The 19,026-nt window shown below is 63.1% G+C and carries 17 protein-coding genes; 5 read left to right on the top strand and 12 right to left on the bottom strand.

What is annotated here, in order from left to right; translation table 11 throughout:
* Window positions 1-65: 65 nt before the first annotated feature.
* From NYR55_RS09305 to NYR55_RS09290, 4 genes are all read right to left on the bottom strand, one after another.
* Window positions 66-425, bottom strand: coding sequence for a hypothetical protein (locus NYR55_RS09305; protein ID WP_260020980.1), 360 nt, complete (start codon window positions 423-425; stop codon window positions 66-68).
* A 208-nt stretch (window positions 426-633) separates the two neighbouring features.
* On the bottom strand, window positions 634-834 hold the full coding sequence (locus NYR55_RS09300; RefSeq protein WP_260020978.1) for a hypothetical protein: 201 nt from the start codon (window positions 832-834) through the stop codon (window positions 634-636).
* Between the two features lie 394 nt (window positions 835-1,228).
* Entirely contained in the window at window positions 1,229-2,314 is a 1,086-nt protein-coding gene (locus NYR55_RS09295; protein ID WP_260020976.1) for a glycosyltransferase, read from the bottom strand.
* A 556-nt stretch (window positions 2,315-2,870) separates the two neighbouring features.
* Entirely contained in the window at window positions 2,871-3,521 is a 651-nt protein-coding gene (locus tag NYR55_RS09290; RefSeq protein ID WP_260020975.1) for a BON domain-containing protein, read from the bottom strand.
* 251 nt (window positions 3,522-3,772) lie between these two features.
* Between NYR55_RS09290 and NYR55_RS09285 the strand changes: the two genes are divergently transcribed.
* Window positions 3,773-4,513 (top strand): HAMP domain-containing sensor histidine kinase, encoded by a 741-nt coding sequence (locus NYR55_RS09285; protein ID WP_260020974.1) that lies wholly within the window; start codon window positions 3,773-3,775, stop codon window positions 4,511-4,513.
* Here NYR55_RS09285 and NYR55_RS09280 read toward each other — a convergent pair.
* From NYR55_RS09280 to NYR55_RS09270, 3 genes are all read right to left on the bottom strand, one after another.
* Window positions 4,486-5,172 (bottom strand): NAD(P)H-dependent oxidoreductase, encoded by a 687-nt coding sequence (locus NYR55_RS09280; RefSeq protein ID WP_260020973.1) that lies wholly within the window; start codon window positions 5,170-5,172, stop codon window positions 4,486-4,488. The genes NYR55_RS09285 and NYR55_RS09280 overlap by 28 nt on opposite strands.
* Window positions 5,173-5,546: 374 nt before the next feature.
* A complete protein-coding gene (locus tag NYR55_RS09275) occupies window positions 5,547-6,170 on the bottom strand; it encodes a response regulator (protein ID WP_260020972.1) in 624 nt (207 codons plus the stop codon).
* Complete coding sequence (locus NYR55_RS09270) at window positions 6,167-8,041, bottom strand: PAS domain S-box protein (RefSeq protein ID WP_260020971.1); 1,875 nt, start codon at window positions 8,039-8,041, stop codon at window positions 6,167-6,169. Before NYR55_RS09270 ends, NYR55_RS09275 begins: the two co-directional genes overlap by 4 nt.
* A 539-nt stretch (window positions 8,042-8,580) precedes the next feature.
* Here NYR55_RS09270 and NYR55_RS09265 point away from each other — a divergent pair.
* Both NYR55_RS09265 and NYR55_RS09260 read left to right on the top strand, forming a co-directional pair.
* The gene (locus NYR55_RS09265) at window positions 8,581-9,381 is read left to right on the top strand and encodes a universal stress protein (protein WP_260020970.1); all 801 of its coding nucleotides are present in this window, start codon (window positions 8,581-8,583) and stop codon (window positions 9,379-9,381) included.
* 367 nt (window positions 9,382-9,748) lie between these two features.
* Window positions 9,749-10,771: a zinc-dependent alcohol dehydrogenase gene (locus NYR55_RS09260; protein ID WP_260020969.1), complete on the top strand. Its 1,023-nt coding sequence runs from the start codon at window positions 9,749-9,751 to the stop codon at window positions 10,769-10,771.
* Window positions 10,772-11,108: 337 nt separating this feature from the next.
* On the opposite strand, the gene NYR55_RS09255 is transcribed toward NYR55_RS09260, so the two are convergent.
* Window positions 11,109-12,242 carry a glycoside hydrolase family 88 protein gene (locus tag NYR55_RS09255; RefSeq protein WP_260020968.1) on the bottom strand — a complete coding sequence of 378 codons (1,134 nt, stop codon included), beginning with the start codon at window positions 12,240-12,242 and terminating at the stop codon, window positions 11,109-11,111.
* A gap of 115 nt (window positions 12,243-12,357) precedes the next feature.
* Complete coding sequence (locus tag NYR55_RS09250; protein WP_260020967.1) at window positions 12,358-13,113, bottom strand: FadR/GntR family transcriptional regulator; 756 nt, start codon at window positions 13,111-13,113, stop codon at window positions 12,358-12,360.
* Between the two features lie 83 nt (window positions 13,114-13,196).
* Here NYR55_RS09250 and NYR55_RS09245 point away from each other — a divergent pair, with 83 nt between their 5' ends.
* Window positions 13,197-14,114: a DUF4861 domain-containing protein gene (locus NYR55_RS09245; RefSeq protein WP_260020966.1), complete on the top strand. Its 918-nt coding sequence runs from the start codon at window positions 13,197-13,199 to the stop codon at window positions 14,112-14,114.
* Entirely contained in the window at window positions 14,111-15,409 is a 1,299-nt protein-coding gene (locus tag NYR55_RS09240) for a DUF2264 domain-containing protein (RefSeq protein WP_260020965.1), read from the top strand. The genes NYR55_RS09245 and NYR55_RS09240 overlap by 4 nt, the downstream gene beginning before the upstream one ends.
* A 41-nt stretch (window positions 15,410-15,450) precedes the next feature.
* Here NYR55_RS09240 and NYR55_RS09235 read toward each other — a convergent pair whose 3' ends face one another.
* The 3 genes from NYR55_RS09235 to NYR55_RS09225 all read right to left on the bottom strand — a co-directional run bounded on the left by NYR55_RS09235 (window position 15,451) and on the right by NYR55_RS09225 (window position 19,012).
* The gene (locus tag NYR55_RS09235) at window positions 15,451-16,506 is read right to left on the bottom strand and encodes a substrate-binding domain-containing protein (protein ID WP_260020964.1); all 1,056 of its coding nucleotides are present in this window, start codon (window positions 16,504-16,506) and stop codon (window positions 15,451-15,453) included.
* A 67-nt stretch (window positions 16,507-16,573) separates the two neighbouring features.
* Window positions 16,574-17,758, bottom strand: a complete 1,185-nt coding sequence (locus NYR55_RS09230) for a glycoside hydrolase family 68 protein (RefSeq protein WP_260020963.1) — start codon at window positions 17,756-17,758, stop codon at window positions 16,574-16,576.
* An 18-nt stretch (window positions 17,759-17,776) separates the two neighbouring features.
* Window positions 17,777-19,012 carry an MFS transporter gene (locus NYR55_RS09225; protein WP_260020962.1) on the bottom strand — a complete coding sequence of 412 codons (1,236 nt, stop codon included), beginning with the start codon at window positions 19,010-19,012 and terminating at the stop codon, window positions 17,777-17,779.
* Window positions 19,013-19,026: the final 14 nt, after the last annotated feature.

Below are 19,026 nucleotides of genomic sequence, written 5' to 3'. Positions count from 1 at the left end.
TTTGCTACAATGTTGTTCAGTTTGCAGATGTTCACGTTCCAGGACGCGCAAAGGCGTCGGACAGATCAAAGGCTAGGGGCCGTCACACTGGGCCAGAATCCGTAGTTTACCTGAGTGTCGGCAAACACTTGCAAACCATGGGCAGAAGCGCGAGCAGGCCGCACGCCAATGTCCGTTTCCGGCCGCACCTCAAAAGCAGCAAAACTCGCTGGGTGAAGGCTCGCCTGCGGCTTGAAGTTGCGACAGGCATGGTCCTCGACGAAGCGGACCAGGCGCATGTCCTCGATCCGGTGGCGCTGGCGCAGGGTCACCGCAAAGATCACCCGTTGGGATCGGTCTTCCCGCTCACCAAAACAGAGACGAACGTCCGGATCGTCGGGTGCGCCACACGGGTCGGGATGGGCGACGATGCCGGGATTGAACAAGGCCGCTGCCTCGAACGAATATTCCTCGACGAAACAGGCCCCCCGCAAGCCGGGCCTGAGCAGGCGTTACCGCGCATCCCTTTGCCTGCAGCTCGGCCAGATCGCAAAAGCGTCGCTCAAGCACGCGCCCGATGTCACCGTGTCGGCCGGGACATAGGGCCGCAAGACGACGCGCGAGGGCTGCGGACGCAACACGAGGTCCAGCGGCTCAGGGCTGAAGGAAGACAATGACCAGCACCCAGAAATCCCGAAACACCGCCCAGGAAAGACAGCCGAGCACAGCGAGCGTCAGTGACAAGCCGACAACTGCACCGAGCGTCCGGGTGCTGCGCCTTTCCACCTCACTTTCCGGTGGTGCGGGCACGGCGGCCAGTTGCACCGGCACCCATATTGACGAGATGGTCGCCATGGCCGGGACAGGTTGCGGGCCATCGTGTTACGGCATCCCTGCTGGCGCGCCGGGCGACAACCGGGCTCATACAAATGAAGCTGGCGTCGCGGCTCGCTCGAACAAGCGACACCCGGCGTTGCGCCGCAGGACGTGCAACGACCAACGCGGCCGCGTTGGAAACAGCCCCGGGTTCCGGCCATCCCGTGTTCCCGATCGGCCCGGTTGCGCCGCCAGTCGGCAAAATTGCGGCGATGACCCGTGCAAGTGTCATGACGATGGCCCCGGAACTGGTCTCCAGGTTAAAGCCGCCTCGGCCAGCGTGCCCAATGCGTAGTTGTCCGTATCCGCAGCAGGGCGGCAGGCAACATTGCGGATGGCCAACGGCGCCATTTTCCCGCCTTGTTGTGCGACCTTATGAGTGCAACCCAACTTTCCGGCTAACCTTGAGGTTCGGGCGAGGAGCCGCGGGCGGACCCTCTGTCTGTCTGGAAAGCAGTGCTTCCAGCCGGGGCATGGTTCGTGCGGTGATCGTCGGCCAGATGGTCGATCTTGCGGCCCGCCAAACGCGCGCGGCCCGGGCTTCTCTCCCGGCATCGTCGGCAAGCCAGGATCCAACCGCTTCGGCGGTTGCTGGCACGTCTCCGAAACCAACGAGTCTTCCAAGCCCATTACCGAGCAGCTCTTCGGCATGGACATAGGGCGTCGACACGATCGGCTTGCCCAGTGCAAAGGCATAGGCGAGCGTGCCGGAGGTGATCTGCGCGGGATTGCCATAGGGGGTCACATAGACGTCGGCCGCCGCGATCCGGTCGAGCAGGGCTTCTTCGTCGAGAAAACGCGGTTCCCAGCGCAGATTGGCGGCAATGCCGAGCTGCTGGGCGCGGGCGATCAACGACTTGCGATAGGCTTCCCCCTCACGTTCGACGAGGTGCGGATGCGTGGCGCCCACGATCCGGTACAGGGTTTCCGGACAGCGATCGAGAATTGCGGGCATGGCCTCGAGCATGGTCTCAATGCCTTTGTCTCTCGAAAGGAGGCCAAAGGTCAGGATCGTCTTGCGATTCTCCTGTCCGAGAAGATACCGCATGGCGACCGGGGAGATCCGCGGACGATCCGGCGATCCGTGCGGGATAACAGCAATTCGCGCGTCCGGCACATCATAGGTGTCGATCAGCATGGTCCGGGCGCGTTCGGCCATGACGATGAACAGCTCTGCTCGCTGGGCAAGGCGTTCCATCACGTGCCGTTGATCGTTATCTGGGTGGCCGAGCACGGTGTGGAGCGTCACGGCAACCGGAAGGTTGGTAGCATCGAGCAGCTCGAACAGGTGTCTGCCAGCCAGCCCGCCATAGATGCCGAATTCATGCTGGACCCAGATCAGGTCTGCCCCGCTGCGATCGATCCGTAATGCAGCTGCGCGATACGCAGCCGGTTCTTCCTGTTCGATGGTACCACAGACGCTGGTGGGAAAAGCGTATCGCCCGCCGGGATCGATCATGGCATAATGATCCACCGCAATCCCCGGTGCAGTCTCCAGCAACGCGTCGCGAACATGGCTGGAATAGGTCGCGAGGCCACAAAGCCTCGGCAAAGCGTTGCCGACCAACGCAATATGTCGCAGCTGTGGACGAACGATGCGAAGGCCAGGGGGCATTCGGGATGGCGCGCCCCTTGCCGAACCTGGCTCCATCTCCGCACGGGCAACGGGAATCGACCTCATCGAATGATCCCTCATGATCTCGATCGTGGATAGACGGGTGTACTCAGCACCGACCCTGCGACCGGTTGCGAACATTCCGTGGCCCTTGCCCGAGGCGGTCGGGTATTTGCGTCGGAGGGACAATCCCTGTCCGCCGAATTCGTCCGCGATGCATATGCCACATCCGACGTGCGAGCGATTTGACGCGTGCCGCAGTGGCGCTCGGTCTTGCGCTCGACTGGGGTCGCTGGGCGGCGCATTGCGAAGTCGCCCTGCTTTCGCTGTGCCGCTGGCTACGGCCAGGCAAGGGCCCTGGAGCCGGCTGCGGGGCCTTTTTTGCTGCGCATCATCGGGCTCAGGCCAGGACGATATTGTCGTCGACGCGAAGCACGCCTGGGGCGGCCCAGGCAGCTGCCTCTGCGATCCGCCGCTCATTCCATGCACGAACCCACCCGCCGAGCCTGACGGTCGATCCGTCGACCGACACCTCGATCGAGTTCGCGTCGACTTCAGCAGAGCGCTTGAGTGCAGCAATGATGCGCTCGCGAACGTCAAAGGCTGCTGGACGCTCTCTGACGTTAAGACTGTTTACCACGCTCTTCACGCCGCTGATCCGGCCAGCCGCTTTCGAGGCGGCCTGTTTCTGATAGTGCCAGTCCACCTCGCCGGTCAGCGTCACATATCCTTTCTCCACCTTCACCTGGACCCTTCTGTCGGGGATTGAAACATCCCAGGCGAACAGGCTGAGGATCCGCTGCGCGATTTCCTCGTCAGAAGTTTTGGGATCGCTCGCGAAGCGAACCTCAATTTCCTGTGCGACAGCTTTTACGCCGATAACACGGCGCGCAGCATGCTCGGCGGCCATTTTCATCGCATAATTTGGGACATGGCCGCTGAGCGTAATCACGCCGCCGTGCGCCGCGACGCCGATATGGCCATGCTCGACATCGGGTGCCCAGCTGAGCTCCTCGACGACATCCTTCTGCAATTGGGTATCCGTTTTCATCATTGGTCTCCGCCATCAACGGTGCGGGGCATCAGGACCCCGGCCTGCCGGACTTTCAACCAACGACACCGATGCGAGAATCAGGAGTGTTGCGTAGTTCGCGTTGGCCGCTTGGAGCCGTAACCGGCATGGCGTCGCGCATCCGACAATCCGACACCCGCAAATGCCGGCTGGCTAAGGGATGTTGCGGATTCGATCCGGTTCCGGACCGCCCCATTCTGGGCATCCCTCGATCAGGATTGAGACCCCTCTTGACCATTATCCGCGCTGGCACTGCTCCACATGACATTCGCGAATGGGCGCACGACTTGCGCAATCTGTTCGGGGCGATCGCATCCGCCCGGCATTTGCTCGAGGATGGACCCGACGACACGCGCAGGCGCCAGATATTGGACGCGATCGAGGCAGCTGCAGCGCGCGGAGGAGCGATCGTCACCAATCTGCTCGCCGCTGCGTCTGAACCACCGCCCGAGACATTCGGCCTGCGCGCGCGCATCTTGCTTCTGGAACCGCTCCTCCACATGATCGCCGGTCGGGGCAATCGCCTGATCCTTGACCTGGTTGATGACGATTCCTTGATCGAGGCCGTGCAAAGCCGCTTCGATGGGTTGATGATCGAACTCGTCGCCAACGCCAGGGCTGCGATGAGCCGGCCAGGGTCGATCAGGATCCGCTTGCGGGTGCGCCAGGGGCACATCCGGCTCCTCGTCCTTGACAGCGGATGCGGTATGGTCGGGGAGGTCCGCTGCAACCTGCTGACGCAATTGCCGACACTTGGTGCCCACGGAACCGGCTTTCAGCAGGTCCGCCGCTTTGTCGAAGACATGCACGGCAGGCTGCGTCTTCGCAGCAGTCCGGGTGCTGGCACCCTCATCGCGATCGACCTGCCCGCATGGTCCAGCCCCGCGCGCTGGTCCAAAGACCCGCTAGCGCGCGATCGCGCGCAAATGGATATCCCCGGCTATCAGACCGGTGAATGCTCAAACCGGTGACGGCGGCGTCCGTGCAGCAGCGCGGCGCACAGCTTTCGCGCCCGCTCCTCCACACTGGCCAGGCATTCCTCGACATGTTGGGTCGCGCCGCCTTCCACCACGGCGTCGAAATGGACGTGCTGCGTCTCGCAAAAGCCAAAGACGGTCTGGAGATAAAGGTCGAAGGCCTGGTGCAAACTCTGCCATTGCCCCCTCTCCTCAAGCCAGGGGCGGGTCGATGCCGACGAGCTGAAGATGATCAGCTGTTTGCCATGAAGCAGTGGGTGGGGCGTCAAGGTCTTTAGATTATCGGCGGCGAAACCGGCGCCAAAGACGCGGTCGACATAGCCCTTGACGATTGCAGGCGGCATGCCGAACCAGATCGGATAGACAAGCACAATCACCTCGCAATCGCGGATCAGATCGAGTTCGATCTTGACGTCTTCGCCGAGCGCGCCCCGACCAGAGGTCGATCGCTCGGCGGCGGTCAGGCAGGGGTTGAAGCCGAGGATGTAGAGGTCCCGAACCACCGCTTCCTGCCCGCAAGCGCGAACGGTATCGCCATAGGCGGCAGCGACCGCGTGATTGAAGCCGGCGGGTCCGGGGTGACCGAGGACGATCAGATGTCGGATCTGGGATTCACGACCGTCCATACCAATTTCCTTCAAATGACCGAACATTGCACAGCGATGCGCGCGCCTCGGCGGGGTTGGCGATGACTGGTCCGAACCAAATCCTGGTGCCCATGGCCCCGACAGCGGCGTAAGGGTCGCGGGTTGATCGCGCAGCCATCAACGCATCGCCTTCCCGATGCATGCCAGCGTATCGACTGCCCCTGAAGCGGCCATTCGGTTCTTTACGTATCGCCCTGCCAACCCGGACTGGCGTCCGCCACGGATGTGAGCAGACGCGCTATCGCCTCGCGCGGGTGGCGACGCATGCTGGTTTGAAGTGCGTATTCTGATCAACCTGATCTGCGACGCTTCGGGGTTTGCGCCATATGAGGCACTCGAAACCGAAGCGGTCGGTCGCCGCGAGGCAGCGGCATGACCCTTCAGGATCGACCTTCGCCCATCCCGGCCGCGAACGCGATGCGCAACGCTTCCGAAAGGCTGCGTGCGCGCAGTTTCGACATGATGTTCGCCCGATGCACCTCGACGGTGCGGGGACTAATGCCGAGATCGTAGGCGATCGTCTTGTTGGGATACCCTTGCGCCAGGCCATCCAGAACTTCACGCTCGCGATCGCTCAGGACCCCGAGAACGACTTCCGCGTCGGCCGCTCGGACCATGGTGTCCCTCGACGCTTCGATGCACCTGAACGCACGACCGACCGCATCATGCAGCACATCGGTGTGGAACGGCTTTTCAAGAAAATCGACCGCCCCGGCCTTCATCGCCCGGACGGCGGCCCCGACATCGCCGTGACCGGTCAGTACGATGATCGGCATCGTCACGCCGCGCTGCTTCAGCTGCTGCTGAAGCTCCAGGCCGTCCATTTCCGGCATTCGCAGGTCGAGCAGGATGCATCCGGTTTCAGCGTGCCTGACTTCCTTCAGAAAGCTGACCCCGGATTCCCAGGTCCGGACCGCATAACCGGATGTTTTAAGGAAAAAGCTCGCGCCTCTCCGCACGGCATCTTCGTCATCGATGATGTGGACCAACAGCCTTTCGCTCATGCCAAAGCCTCCGTGTCGGCCCGGACCAGCGTGAAATGAAAGGCGGTGCCCCCAGCCGGGACGGGCTCCATCCAGATTCTGCCGCCATTCGCCTCGACGATCGTTCGGCAGATTGAGAGCCCCAGCCCCATGCCGTCCAGCTTGGTGCTGTTAAAGGCTCGAAACAGATGATCGACGATCTCAGGCGCCACGCCCGGCCCCGTGTCGGAAACCGTGACACGGACGAAAGCCGTGTCATCAGTTGCAGCCGCGATCGTCAATATGCGCCGCTCCGAATGCGCCATCGCTTCGACGGCGTTGCGGATCAGGTTGATCAGGACCTGTTGAATCTGAACCCTGTCGACGAGCACGGCATCCAGATGGCGGTCAATTTGGAAAGCGACCTCAACGCCTAGCTCGCGCGCGCCAATCAATGCCAGTTTCGCGGCATCATCGATCAGTTGAGACAGCGGCTCGACTGTCTTCTCGATATCGCCGCGCGAAACAAATTCACGCAGCCGACTGACGATGCTGCCGGCTCGCAGCGCTTCGTCCACGGCACGGTCCAGGCCCTCCTCGATCATGGCCTGATCGTCGGCATTGCCTTCTCGATGCAGGTTTCGGACGCCGCCTACGAACGTAATGACTGCCGTGATCGGTTGATTGAGTTCGTGCGCCAGCGTCGAGGCCATGGTCCCCATGGCGCTGATCCGGGCGGCATGGACGAGCCTCGAACGCAGCTCCTCGATCCGCGCATCGGCCTTCAGCTTCTCCGTCAAATCGTCGATAAAGCCAATGAACATCCTCCGCTCGCCGGCCACCACCTCCCCGATCACAAGGTCATGGGGAAAGGTCGTGCCGTCGCGTTTTTGACCAAGGACAACTCTCCCGCGTCCGATGATCCGCTTTTCTCCGGTGGCAAGATAGTGCCGGATATATCCGTCATGCGCATGGCGATCCGGGGTCGCCATCAGAATACCCAGATTTTGCCCGACCACTTCGTGCTCGCAATAGCCGAACAATCGCTCTGCCGCGGCCGAGAAAGAGAGGATCTGACCCGTTTCGTCGGCCACCACCATTGCCTGGGGAACGGTGGTCAGGATCGCTTTGTGGAAACTTTCGCTGGCTGCGATTTGCTGTTCGGACGCACGCTCATGGGTGATGTCGCGGACGATCTTTCCAAATCCGCGCAGGTCGCCATCGGGCCCGTGCAATGCTGTAACGGTCACATGTGCCAGGAATGACGAGCCATCTTTTCGAATGCGCCAATCCACCGCTTCGAACCGGCCTTGGTCAGCTGCACGCTTAAGGTCAGCATCGGGCTGGCCAGCCGCGACCGACGCTTCGGGATAAAAGATTGCGCAATGCTGGCCGATGACTTCATCCTCGGCCCAGCCCTTCAGCCGCTGGGCGCCCTTGTTCCAGATTGTCACAACCCCTTGGGGGTCGAGCATGTAGATGGCGTAACCCGCCGTTCCGTCGATCAACAGGTTGAGTTCTTCGGCCAGTTCGTCGGCAAGGTTTGCCCGCCGCTCCGCACGAGCGGCATTTTCCCGGGAAACGCGTTCAATACTTCTGACCCAATGGCCAATCCAGAGAATGATCCCACACGTCAGGGCAAAGGAGAAGAGCTCGACCATCCTGTCCGCACCCGACAGGCCGTTTGCTTGGATGACGAACAAACCGGCAAGCACAGCGGTGAAAATGGCGGGAGCAATGCCGCCAAAAATGGCCACAACCAGTATGCTTGCCGTAAAAAGCAGAAAATAGGCGCGATCCCCCAACAGCGGTTCGGGGGCAAGCCGAAGTGCTATAGCGACACAAGCCGTCGCGACGGCAATTCCGTAGCGGCGAACCGGGCCCATCGCGCGGATGTCGTGGCCGTCCAGCACAGCGCCTCCCACCCCTTGCCGCCGATCGCTCCGGCCGCCTTTCTGCTCTTTTTTTTCGATTATCGCACGATTTTGACCAAAATGGAATATTTTTCAAATTGATCCCATTATTATGCAGGGCACGCCAAAATGATCCTGGGTGAAATCAGGGATTATTCGTCCAAAAAATCATATAATGAACTGGATATTATATAGTTAAATCTGGTCCGTATTTTACAAATTATGCTCATGTTTAATTGAACAAATTATTGTATTGGAATCGGCCATCGGAATTGTTTAACGAATATCCTATCCATAGATTTCAGAAATACTCAACGACACCTGATTCCCATCTGCTGCTGGCTGAGCACCGCCCGGCGCTTGTGATGGCGCTCGACTGCCGGTTTGCAGGGAAGCGCGACTCAGCGGCGATCGACATGATGTGCATGATCCACCCGCTCGCAGCTAACGCGATCATTCGCAGTCCGTAAAATCCCGCATGTCGGCTCACGGGACCCGGCAATAGCCTCAATTTCCATAGCGGACATGAGGAGGCAGTCATGAAGAACATACTTGTGTTGATTCACGATGACGTCGGCCAGGAAGCGCGATTCCAGGCGGCACTCGATTTGACCCGTGCGCTTGATGGGCACCTGACCTGCATCGACGTGTCGATTGCGCTGGCATTGGCTGACGACTTTGCCATGCAGGGTGGAGCGCTGCTGATGGCGGACGAACAGCACCGGGAGCAAGCCAACAAGACGCGGATGCTGGAACGTCTTCATGCCGAAGACGTGCCCTATGACTGGCTGGATGAGACCGGGTTTCTTACCCCCACCCTGCTCGCTCACGCCGGACTTGCCGACTTGATTGTGCTCAACCGCAGGCTCGAGAGCATCAAGCATCCCGACATGCGCCAGCTGGTCGGCGACATGGTGATCAAGTCCGGCAAGCCAATCATCGCGGTGCCGGAAACGGTCCGCACCTTCTGTGTCTCCGGCCATGCGCTTGTGGCCTGGGATGGCTCGCGAGAGGCGGTGGCAGCGCTGCAAGCCGCCACTCCTCTGCTTGCCAAGGCAGAAACCGTCATGATTCTTGAGATTGATGAAGGATCGGTAGTGACCCCGGCAGAGGATGGTGCCGAATATCTGTCGCGCCACGACATCAAGCCGGTGATCAAGCGTGAACGCAGCCTTGTCGACCTGCCCAGCACGATCATCCTGGACACGATAGAGGCCACCGATGCCGCCTATGTGGTGATGGGCGGGTTCGGCCACAGCCGCTTTATGGAAGGGGCATTCGGCGGCGTGAGCCGACGCATGATCAATGAGTGTCCGGTGCCTCTGTTTCTGGCGCATTGAACGACGATGCGGTCCGGGGCATGCGATGCTCCGGACCGGGCTGCAATGATGCACCAACTCCGCCAGCAATGGCTTGCCAGCGAGGACCGGCACCAGCATCGGCCGGTACAGGCGCGAGTGTCATCGGACACCCGATCACGCCCTGTCCCTCTGGCGACCATCGCGGCTTTCCGCGCGCACCTGACAACAAGCAGCAGAAGGGCAAGGATCGGAGCCGTTGCGCCCAGGACGGAAAGCGCCCCGTCCGGTAAAGCTGCTTCGATCACCCGAGAACAGCGATCCGTGTATCTACTGATCGCCGACCCCCTGGTCTCCTCATAGGCTGACCAGCCAGGCTTCCCGGAGAAGTCTTGGCGGGAGGCAGGCAATGGAGAAAATGCGCGCGGCGGTCGTACGAAGCTTTGGTGCACCGCTGGATATCGAGGAACGATCAGTGCCTAGTCCGCGTGCCGGCCAGATATTGGTCCGGGTCCATGCGAGCGGAGTTTGCCACACCGACCTGCATGCCGCACGCGGCGACTGGCCGGTCAAGCCGACCTTGCCTTTCGTCCCCGGTCACGAAGCCGTTGGCAGGGTTGCGGCACTGGGCCCGGGCGTCTGCGGGATCAAGGAAGGCGACGCGGTGGGTGTACCCTGGCTGCATGACGCTTGCGGATGCTGCGAGCACTGCGAGACTGGATGGGAGACGCTTTGCGAAAGCCAGCACAACACTGGCTACGGCGTCGATGGGGGTTATGCTGACTATGTCCTTGCCGACGCAGCCTATGTCGCCCGATTACCGCATGACGTCGATTTTCCGGCAATGGCGCCAATCCTCTGCGCCGGGGTGACGACCTACAAGGGATTGAAGGAGACCGAGGCGCGTCCCGGTCAATGGGTCGTGATTTCCGGGATTGGCGGACTTGGCCATATTGCAGTCCAATATGCGAAGGCGATGGGTTTGCATGTCGCAGCGGTCGACGTGTCCGAGAAGAAGCTTGCGCTGGCGCGGGCACTCGGTGCCGATGTCACGGTAAACGCCGCTGATCCCGAGTTCGTCGCCAAGCTGCGCAGGGAAACCGAAGGGGGCGCGCATGGCGTTCTGGTCACCGCGCCATCGCTTCCCGCCTTTCGACAGGCCATTGATATCGTCCGCCGCCGCGGGACCGTCAGCCTGATTGGTCTCCCGGCGGGCGAGTTTCCAATCCCGATCTTCGACGTGGTGCTCAAGCGCGTCACTATACGCGGGTCGATCGTCGGCACCCGCGCCGACCTTGCCGAAGCGATTGACTTCGCCATTGAGGGGAAAGTGCGATCCCGGATCGAGACCCAACCGCTGGAAGCGATCAACAGCGTGTTCCACCGGCTGCAATCCGGCGACGTTGGGGGCCGCGTGGTGCTGACATTTTAACAACTGGGAGCGACATATCACGGCGCAAGGATGAAACGCCCCAGGGCTTACCAGAAGCAATGGGTTGTGCGTTACGCTGCCGTACCCATAGTGTCCGCAGCAGCATAATGTTGCGGATCGATCGTAAGCTCGACAGAGAAAACCTCTGTCGAAGTGAGCTGACAAGTGTCGGTTATCAGGTGAGAGCTTTTCGGATTCGTTTGGACATTTTCCAAGGTACCCGAATAGCGCGGATTAACATTAAGGGTCGCGAAACGGTCGCTGATCAGATTGGCTTGAATCCCTCCCGCTCCGCCACCGGCCATTCCACTCGCGTTCGCCTAGGACCGGTGGGATCTTACCGGCGCGCTTGCAGCTGCTGCATCTGTGTCGCCGCCAGCAGATAGGCACCGACGCCATAATATTGGGTGTCGTCCGGGTTCACCTGTTCCGGGCGATCGCTGACCTGCTGGACCCAGCCCAGGCGGCCGTCGGGGCGGATGGCCCGCCTCAGTGCATCCCAGCCGCGCCGGGCGACCGGGCCATATCGGTCCGCGGACAGCCGGCCGGTATTGATCCCCCATGCGATCCCATAGGTGAAGAATGCAGTGCCGCTGGTTTCCGGCGGCGAACCCTCCGCCGCCAGCAGCGACGGCGCCCAATAGCCATCGGCTTTCTGAAGCGTGGCGAGCCGGGACGCCATGTCGGCGAACAGGCGCTCCAGCCGGATCCGGTCCGCACTCCCTTTGGGCAACAGCGGCAGGATGCGGGGGATAGACGCGAACACCCACCCGTTGCCGCGCGACCAGAATTGCTTGCGCTGCCGGTCATCCCGGCGGTCGAAAAAGCGGCTGTCGCGATAATAGAGCTTTTCGACGGGATCGTAGAGAAAGTCGGTCGTCGCCCAGAATTCGCGCATCGCAAAGTCGCGATACTTCCGCTCGCCCGTCTGTCGCGACAGCTCGACCAGCGCGGGCGGCGACATGAACAGCGCGTCGCACCAGCACCATCGGGTCAGACATTCGGCATTGCTGTATCCGGTGGGCGGCACGACGAAGGCCAGCGTCGTGACCGCGGGCTTGTCGACCACCTGATCGAACGTTGCCCGGGTGGGGGCAAGCGCGGCCCGCCCGGCGCCATTGGCCGCGGCCCACAGATAGCTTTGGGTGATGGCGTGGTCGTCGGCGAAATAGACCTTCCTGCCCGGCGTCCATTCGTTTCGCCGGCCATGGTCCATGATCGCCTGCCGGATGCGGTCGGGGGCACCGGCATCGGCAAGCGCCGTCATCCCGACCCAGAATACCGCCTGTTCCCACGCGCGGGCGTTGCCGGATTCGCCGGTGGCCCGGTTGATATGGGTTTGATCGCTCATCCGCCTGAGCTGCCAGTCGGCAAGCCGGACGGCGCTTTCGATCGGCTGAACCGCCGGCTGGGCCGCGACCATTACCGGCAGGGCCGCCAACGCTGCGCCAGCCATCCAACGCGTCATCATGCTCCATCCTCCAGTTCGGGGCGATCGGTCATCCGGGCCAGCACGCCGTCACGGGACGGGTCGTTCATCGGATGCCAGTCGTCTTTCAGTTATCATATAACCGGGTCGTTGCCGGTCAATCCTTGATCGGCGGTTCGGCATGGTGCGACCCGTCGGCCAGGCGGATGTGCCGCGCCAGGCTTTCCTGCATATGTCGGCGGGCGGCCGCTCGCGCGCCCTCCACGTCCAGCCGGGCAATGGCATCGACGATCGCGACATGCTGCGCGTCGACCAGGCCGGCATATTCCTGCGCACCCGCGCCCGGATCGGCGCGAAAGGCGAGTTCGCGGGGCGGAACCAGTCGCACGCCCAGAAACTCGCAGAAGCGGATGAAATACGGGTTTTTCGATGCCTTCGCGATGGTCAGGTGAAATTGCGCATCGGCTTCGGCAGCCGCCGCCGGGTCGGCGCTGACCGCGCGCATATGCGCCAGTGCCGCCTGCATCGCATCGACATCCGCCATGGACCGGCGCATCGCGGCCAGGGCAGCCATTTCGGTTTCGAACGCCAGCCGCATTTCCAGCAACAGGACAACATCGCCGATATCGGCCATTTCGTCGCGGGTAACCTGAAACGCGCGATACCGGGCGCTATCCGCCACGAACACGCCGTCGCCCTGCCGCGCCACGGCATAGCCCTGCGCCTCCAGCCGGGCGACCGCCTCCCGCACCACCGTCCGGCTCACCGCTTCGCTGCTGGCAATGTCCTTTTGCGCGGGCAGCCGCGATCCGGGCTGCCATTCGCCCGACAGGATGCGCGATTCGAACTTCACGAACAGCCGATCGGCCAGCGACCCCGTTTTCATCATGCCTGCCTTAACTGCAAAACCCATGGGCTGATCCACACATCCCGCTTGCCAACCAGTTGTATGATATCATACCTGTTTCAACCACGGGAGATGGTATGCGCTATGCAATGACCGCCATGGTGGCAACCCTTGGGCTGACGGCGCTGTGGGCACAGCCCGCGCCGGTGCAGGACCGGGGGGCTGACGCCGGGACGGGCAAGCCGGCGGCCGTCGTGACGCTGGCGACATACCGGTATGGCGACCTGTTGTGGGAAAACGACCGGACAGCGCATCGCATCTATGGCCGCCCCCTTGAAGCGGCCGAGCCGCCGTCGGGATCCGGGATCGATGCCTGGGGCAAACGGACCGCCCTGCCCTTTGCCGATCGTCAGCTGCGCAGCGGGGATTATCATCGCGACCAGGGTTCCGGCCTCGATTTCTACAGCGTCGGCACCGGCAGGGGGGCCGGTGGGCTGGGCGTCTGGCACGACAACAAACTGTGGACGTCGCGCAATTATGCCGCGCACCGGATCCTGCAAACCGGCGGCCCGGTCGCCGAATTCGAGGTGGAATATGCGCCATGGCCGGTCGGTGTCGATCGGCGGGTGTGGGAAACGCGCCGCTTCACCCTGCCGCTTGGCACACATTTCACGCAGCTTGTCTCGACCATCCACTCCAACACCGATGAGCCGCTGCTGATCGGCATCGGTATCGGCCGCCGCACGACCGGGCCGCGCGAGGGCGAGCTGACCGTCGATCCTGCGCATGGGCTGCTGAGCTGGTGGGGGCCGGACGAGGACGGGCGCGGGCGAATGGCCGTGGCGATCCGCGTTGATCCCCGGCGCCTTGTCCGCGTCATCACCGATGCCGACAATCACCTTGCCCTGATCCGGGTGATGCCGGGCGAGCCGTTCACCTATTATTCCGGATCAGCATGGAGCGGCGGGCAAGGGGGCTTCACCACGCGCGCGAAATGGGATGCCTATGCCCGCGACACGGTGGTCGCATTCGGGCGCAACGATACCGGAAAGCGGACGGCACGATGACGGGTCAGACGAACCGGCGGGGCATCCTGCGTCAGGCGGCCGGCGTGATGACCGTTCCGCTGATTGCCGGAACGGGCGCGGGTGGTGCGGCGGCGCTTGCGCAGACGGGGCCTGCGCCCCAGCTGCCCGACGGGGTTACCGACCGGGCCGATGCGGTCGCCCTGTTGCGGCGGATGGCCCAGCCGGTGGTCAGTCGCATGGCGAAGGGCCGGCTTCAGCGCGAATGGTCCCCCGAACTGAGTCCGATCTGGGACGGCCGCAATCCGCGCGTTGGCTATATGGAGGCATTTGCCCGGCTGGCCGATGGCATCGCGCCTTGGCTGGCCCTGCCCGTCGATTCCAGTGAAGAGGGAAAACTGCGCGGGGCAATGCGCGACGATATGCTGGCCTGCCTGACGCGGTCGGTCACGCCCGGCGATCCCGACTATCTGCTGTGGCGCGGCGCGGGGCAGGCGCTGGTCGATTCCGCCTATTTCACCAGTGCGCTGATCCGCGCTCCACAGGCATTGTGGGATCCGCTGGACGCATCCGCCAAACGCAGGATCGTCGAGGAAATCAAACGCCTGCGCAGCGTGTCGCCGCCCTATCAGAACTGGCTGCTGTTTGCGGCGATGAACGAGGTATTCCTGCTCTCGGTTGGCGAGGAATGGGACCCGATGCGGGTCGACCTGACGATCAAGAAGTTCAAGGAATGGTATGCCGGCGACGGCTGGTATGGCGATGGCGAGCGGTTCCATTTCGATTACTACAACAGCTATGTCATCCACCCCATGCTGGTGCAGATCCTGGAAGTGCTGGTCAGGGAAAAACCGCGGTTCAACAACCTGAAACCGGCTGAGGAACTGGCGCTGGCGATCCGCCGGATGCAGCGTTTTTCCGAGCATCTCGAACGCCTGATCGGGCCGGACGGCGCCTATCCGCCGATCGGCCGGTCGCTGACCTATCGCACGGCCGTGCTTCAGCCGCTGGGATATCTGGCGTGGCGGGGATTGCTGCCCGACACGCTTGCTCCCGGACAGGTGCGCAGCGCCAGCATGGCGGTTCAGCGTCGCATCTTTTCCGCGCCGTCCAATTTTGACGATCGCGGATTTCTGACCATCGGGTTTGTCGGGTATCAGCCGCAACTGGGCGACCGCTATTCCAACGCGGGCAGCATGTACATCGCATCGGAAGGGCTGGTTGCGCTTGGCCTGCCGCCGGACCATCCGTACTGGACCGCCCCTGCCGAGCCATGGACCATGCGCCGCGCCTATTCCGGGATGGCGTTCCGCAAGGATTATGCCGTCGATTACTGACCGCGATGATGGCGTGCAGCGATCCGCCGATCGGCTGCCAATCAGCTGGTGGCCCGGACGATCAGGCGCGGGGGCAGGACGATCGACCCGGATGCCTCGCCCGCAATGCGTTCGAGCAGCGATTTGACCAGCATCGCCGCGCCCTTGGCGATATCCTGCCGCACGGTGGTCAGCGCCGGGATCATGCTGGCGGCAAAGGGCAGATCGTCGAACCCGACCAGCCGGATATCGCCGGGCACGGTGATGCCCCGGCTGGCCAGCACCTGGATCGCACTTTGCGCAATCACGTCGGACGCCGCGAACATCCCGTCCGGCAGGGTTTGCTGAGCATCCAGAAAGGCGCCGATATCGTCGGTGCTCAGATCGCGGACCAGGTGCGTGGGCGAATCGATCAGCATCACCTGTCCCCCCGCCTGCGCAACGGCGTGCCGCGCACCGGCCAGGCGATGCTCGATCTCCACCGCCTGAGGATTGCCCAGAAAGGCGATGCGCCGGCACCCGCGGTCGATCAGATGCTGCACGGCGATCTGCCCGCCGGCAAAATTGTCGGTGCCGACGGAGCAATGGCGCTGGCCCGGATTATGCGCGCCCCATGCCACCAGCGGCAGATACTGATCGGCCGCCGCCTCCAGCACGCCGATCTGGTCCGACTGGCCGATCAGGATAAATCCGTCGACGCGGTCGAGCGCGATCATGCGGTCCAGCCAGTCGTCCCCGTCCGGAATGACGCGCGACAGCATCAGGTCGAACCCGCGCTCGGTCAGTTCGTCGGCCAGCGCGCCGATCATCGCCATGAAGAACGGGTCGGAAATATGCTGTCCGCGTTCATGGCCCAGCGGGATGATGACCCCGATGGCGCCGCGCCGCTTGATCCGCAGGTTGCGGGCATAGCTGCTCGGCCGGAACGAATGTTGGGCGGCCAGGTCGATGATGCGCTGCGATGTTTCGGCGTTGACCACGCTCTTGCCGGCCAGGGCGCGGCTGACCGTCGACGGCGATACCCCCGCCAACCGGGCAAGATCGTGGATCGTCCTTACCTTTTTAGGGTCCAAATCGCCGCTCCTGCCCAGGTCATCGACACGCCGATGGCCTGTCACCGCACCGCTTTTAGGCTGCGGGTCGGGGCGATCAAGCGGCGCGGCACGGGGGCTGACCGCGCGGCGATCATTCCTGCGCCAGCCCTGCCCGGTCGCCATCGACCCACAGGCGCAGCGTCGGGGCAAAGGTCGCACCGAACCGGCGATCGGGCCCGGTCCGCTCGCCCATCCCCCAATCGTCAATGAAACTGATGACCGACAGGTCCGGCAGGACCAGCCAGCTATAGGCCTGACGCGGCGCATCGCCGGGGTTCATGAAGATAAGGCCGGTGCCATTGATCGGTCGCCACTGCCCGTCCGCCAGCGAATCGGCCACCGCCCCGTACAGGCCGGTCGGCCCCGCCGGCCCTTCGGGATTGAACACATGGCGCTGTGTCGACCAGAACAGATAATATCGCCCTTCACGGCGCACGACATGCGGCCGCTCCAGTTCGTTGTTCAGCCTGTCCGCGCTCAGCAGCGGCGCGGTCAGCACCCATTGCTCGCCGTCATGGGACTGCGCCGAACCGATCACGCCGTTATAGGGCGATGACGATCCCGCCTGCGATCCGGCAAAGAACAGGTGATGCAAGCCGGTGTCGCGGTCCAGGAAATAGGCCGGGTCGCGAAACGCCTTGATCGTGCCCACGCCGCCGCCCGGCCCGGTCGTCGGCATATAGTGCGCGGGATCCAGCGCCACGATTTCGCGCAGCGCCCGCCAGTCGGTCAGCGCATAGCCATCCGCAGCCCCGGTCAGCGTCGCAGTGGCGGTGAACAGGCGCTGTTCGAAGCTCTCGGTCGCCTCGCCCCGGCGTCCGGTGGCGGTGAAATAGAGCAGCAGCGTGTGCCCGTCATCGTCCAGCACGGCCGATCCGGACCATTCGCGGCTGCCGGGCGAAAATCCGTCGGGCATGGCCGGGCCAAGCGGCTGCCACTTCCCTGCCCTGTGCAGCAACAGGTGGATGCGGGCATGGCCGTGCCGCTGGTCCGGATCATCGAACCGCGGCGCGCCCAGCGCCATCCACAGCGTATCGCCATCGCCGCCGATCCGGGCCGGGGCGCCGCCCCGATCCTGCACCGGCCAGGCGTCCCAGATGTCCAGATCGTTGGAAATCCGCTGAATATCCGCCTCTCCGATCAGCCGGGGGGCCTCCCCGCCGTCACCGATGCGCGCAACCATGTCGGCATTCCACTGGCTGACGCGCGGCGTTCCCGTGCCGGACAGGGGTGTCGTTGCCTTGGTCGAATCGGATTGTGCGCTGGAAGGGGACATGGGATCGGGCAGGCCTTATCAATGGGCTTCGGATGGGATGGACTGGTTGCGGGCATCAAGGCGCGCGCCCAGCGGGTCGCGGCGCAGCGTCCACAGCGCCAGCAGGGCAAGTGCCACGGCGAACAGGCCGCCCAGCACGATGGTGTATTCAGTGCCGAACAGGTCGCCGACCACCCCCATCGCCAGCGGCGCCAGCACCGCGCTGACACAGGTAAAGAACAGCAGCAGCCCGGCGATGGAGCCATGGCGGTCCCGCTCGAAACAGCTGATCCCCGTCGAATTGAGCGTGGGATAGATGACCGACATGAAAATGCCCGTCGCGGGCAGCGCAACCGCCGCAACGTCGCGTCCGCCGATCAGGGCGATGACGAACAACGCCGCCATGCCGGTGCTGCAGATCGCGATGACCCGTTTCCAGTCATGGCGGGCCAGCAACCAGGCACCGACAAAGCGCCCGGCGGCACGCAGCACGAAAAAGATGGAGACGACATAGCCGGCAAGCACCGCCAGCGATCCGTCATAGCCCGTGAAATAAGTGGGCGCCCAGACATAGATCGCGGCCTCTGCCCCGACATACAGCATCAGGGCGACACCGATGATCCAGGTCGCCGGATCGCGCAGCAACGCCAGCGACTGTCCGGCGCTGGCCGGTGCCTCGGCGCGCACTTCATGCCTGCGGACCGGCGTTGCGACCATGCCGGCAATCAGCACGAGGCACAGCATCGCCGCGATCAGATACACCCATTTCCAGCTCGCGCCCTGCTGGATCGAATAGGCGACGATGGCCGGGCCGATGATCGCGCCCGTGCCGAAAAACCCCTCGACCAGGTTCATGGTCGATGCGTGTTCCCGCGTCGAACCGGTGATGTCGCCGATCAGCGCCAGCGCCGCGGACTTGAAGATGCCGATGCCCAGACCCGACAGGAACAACAGGACGACGAACAGCGTGAAATCATGCCCCACCGCAAAGGCGGCCGATGACAGCCCGAACAGGCCAAGGCCGATCAGGATGGTCCATTTGCGGCCCAGCCGGTCGGCCAGAAAGCCGAGGAACAGAGCGGAAATGCCGATGCCGCTCATCGTGGCGTAATGAAAGGATCCGGCCGCGGTCAGGCCAAGCTGGAATTCCTTGATGATGCTGGGGATGACCGTGCCGACCGAATCGGTCGTCATTGCGAACGCCGCGAACATCAGAAAGATCAGCAACTTCAGGATTCGGTTCGATGACGATCCCGGATTGGCGGCGTTTGTCATGGTTCTGCTCTGGC

Source organism: Sphingomonas sp. BGYR3 (genome assembly GCF_025153455.1).
Classification (GTDB): Bacteria; Pseudomonadota; Alphaproteobacteria; order Sphingomonadales; family Sphingomonadaceae; genus Sphingomonas.
Note: the sequence above shows the minus strand (reverse complement) of the source record. Positions and strands in the feature narration are given on the sequence as shown.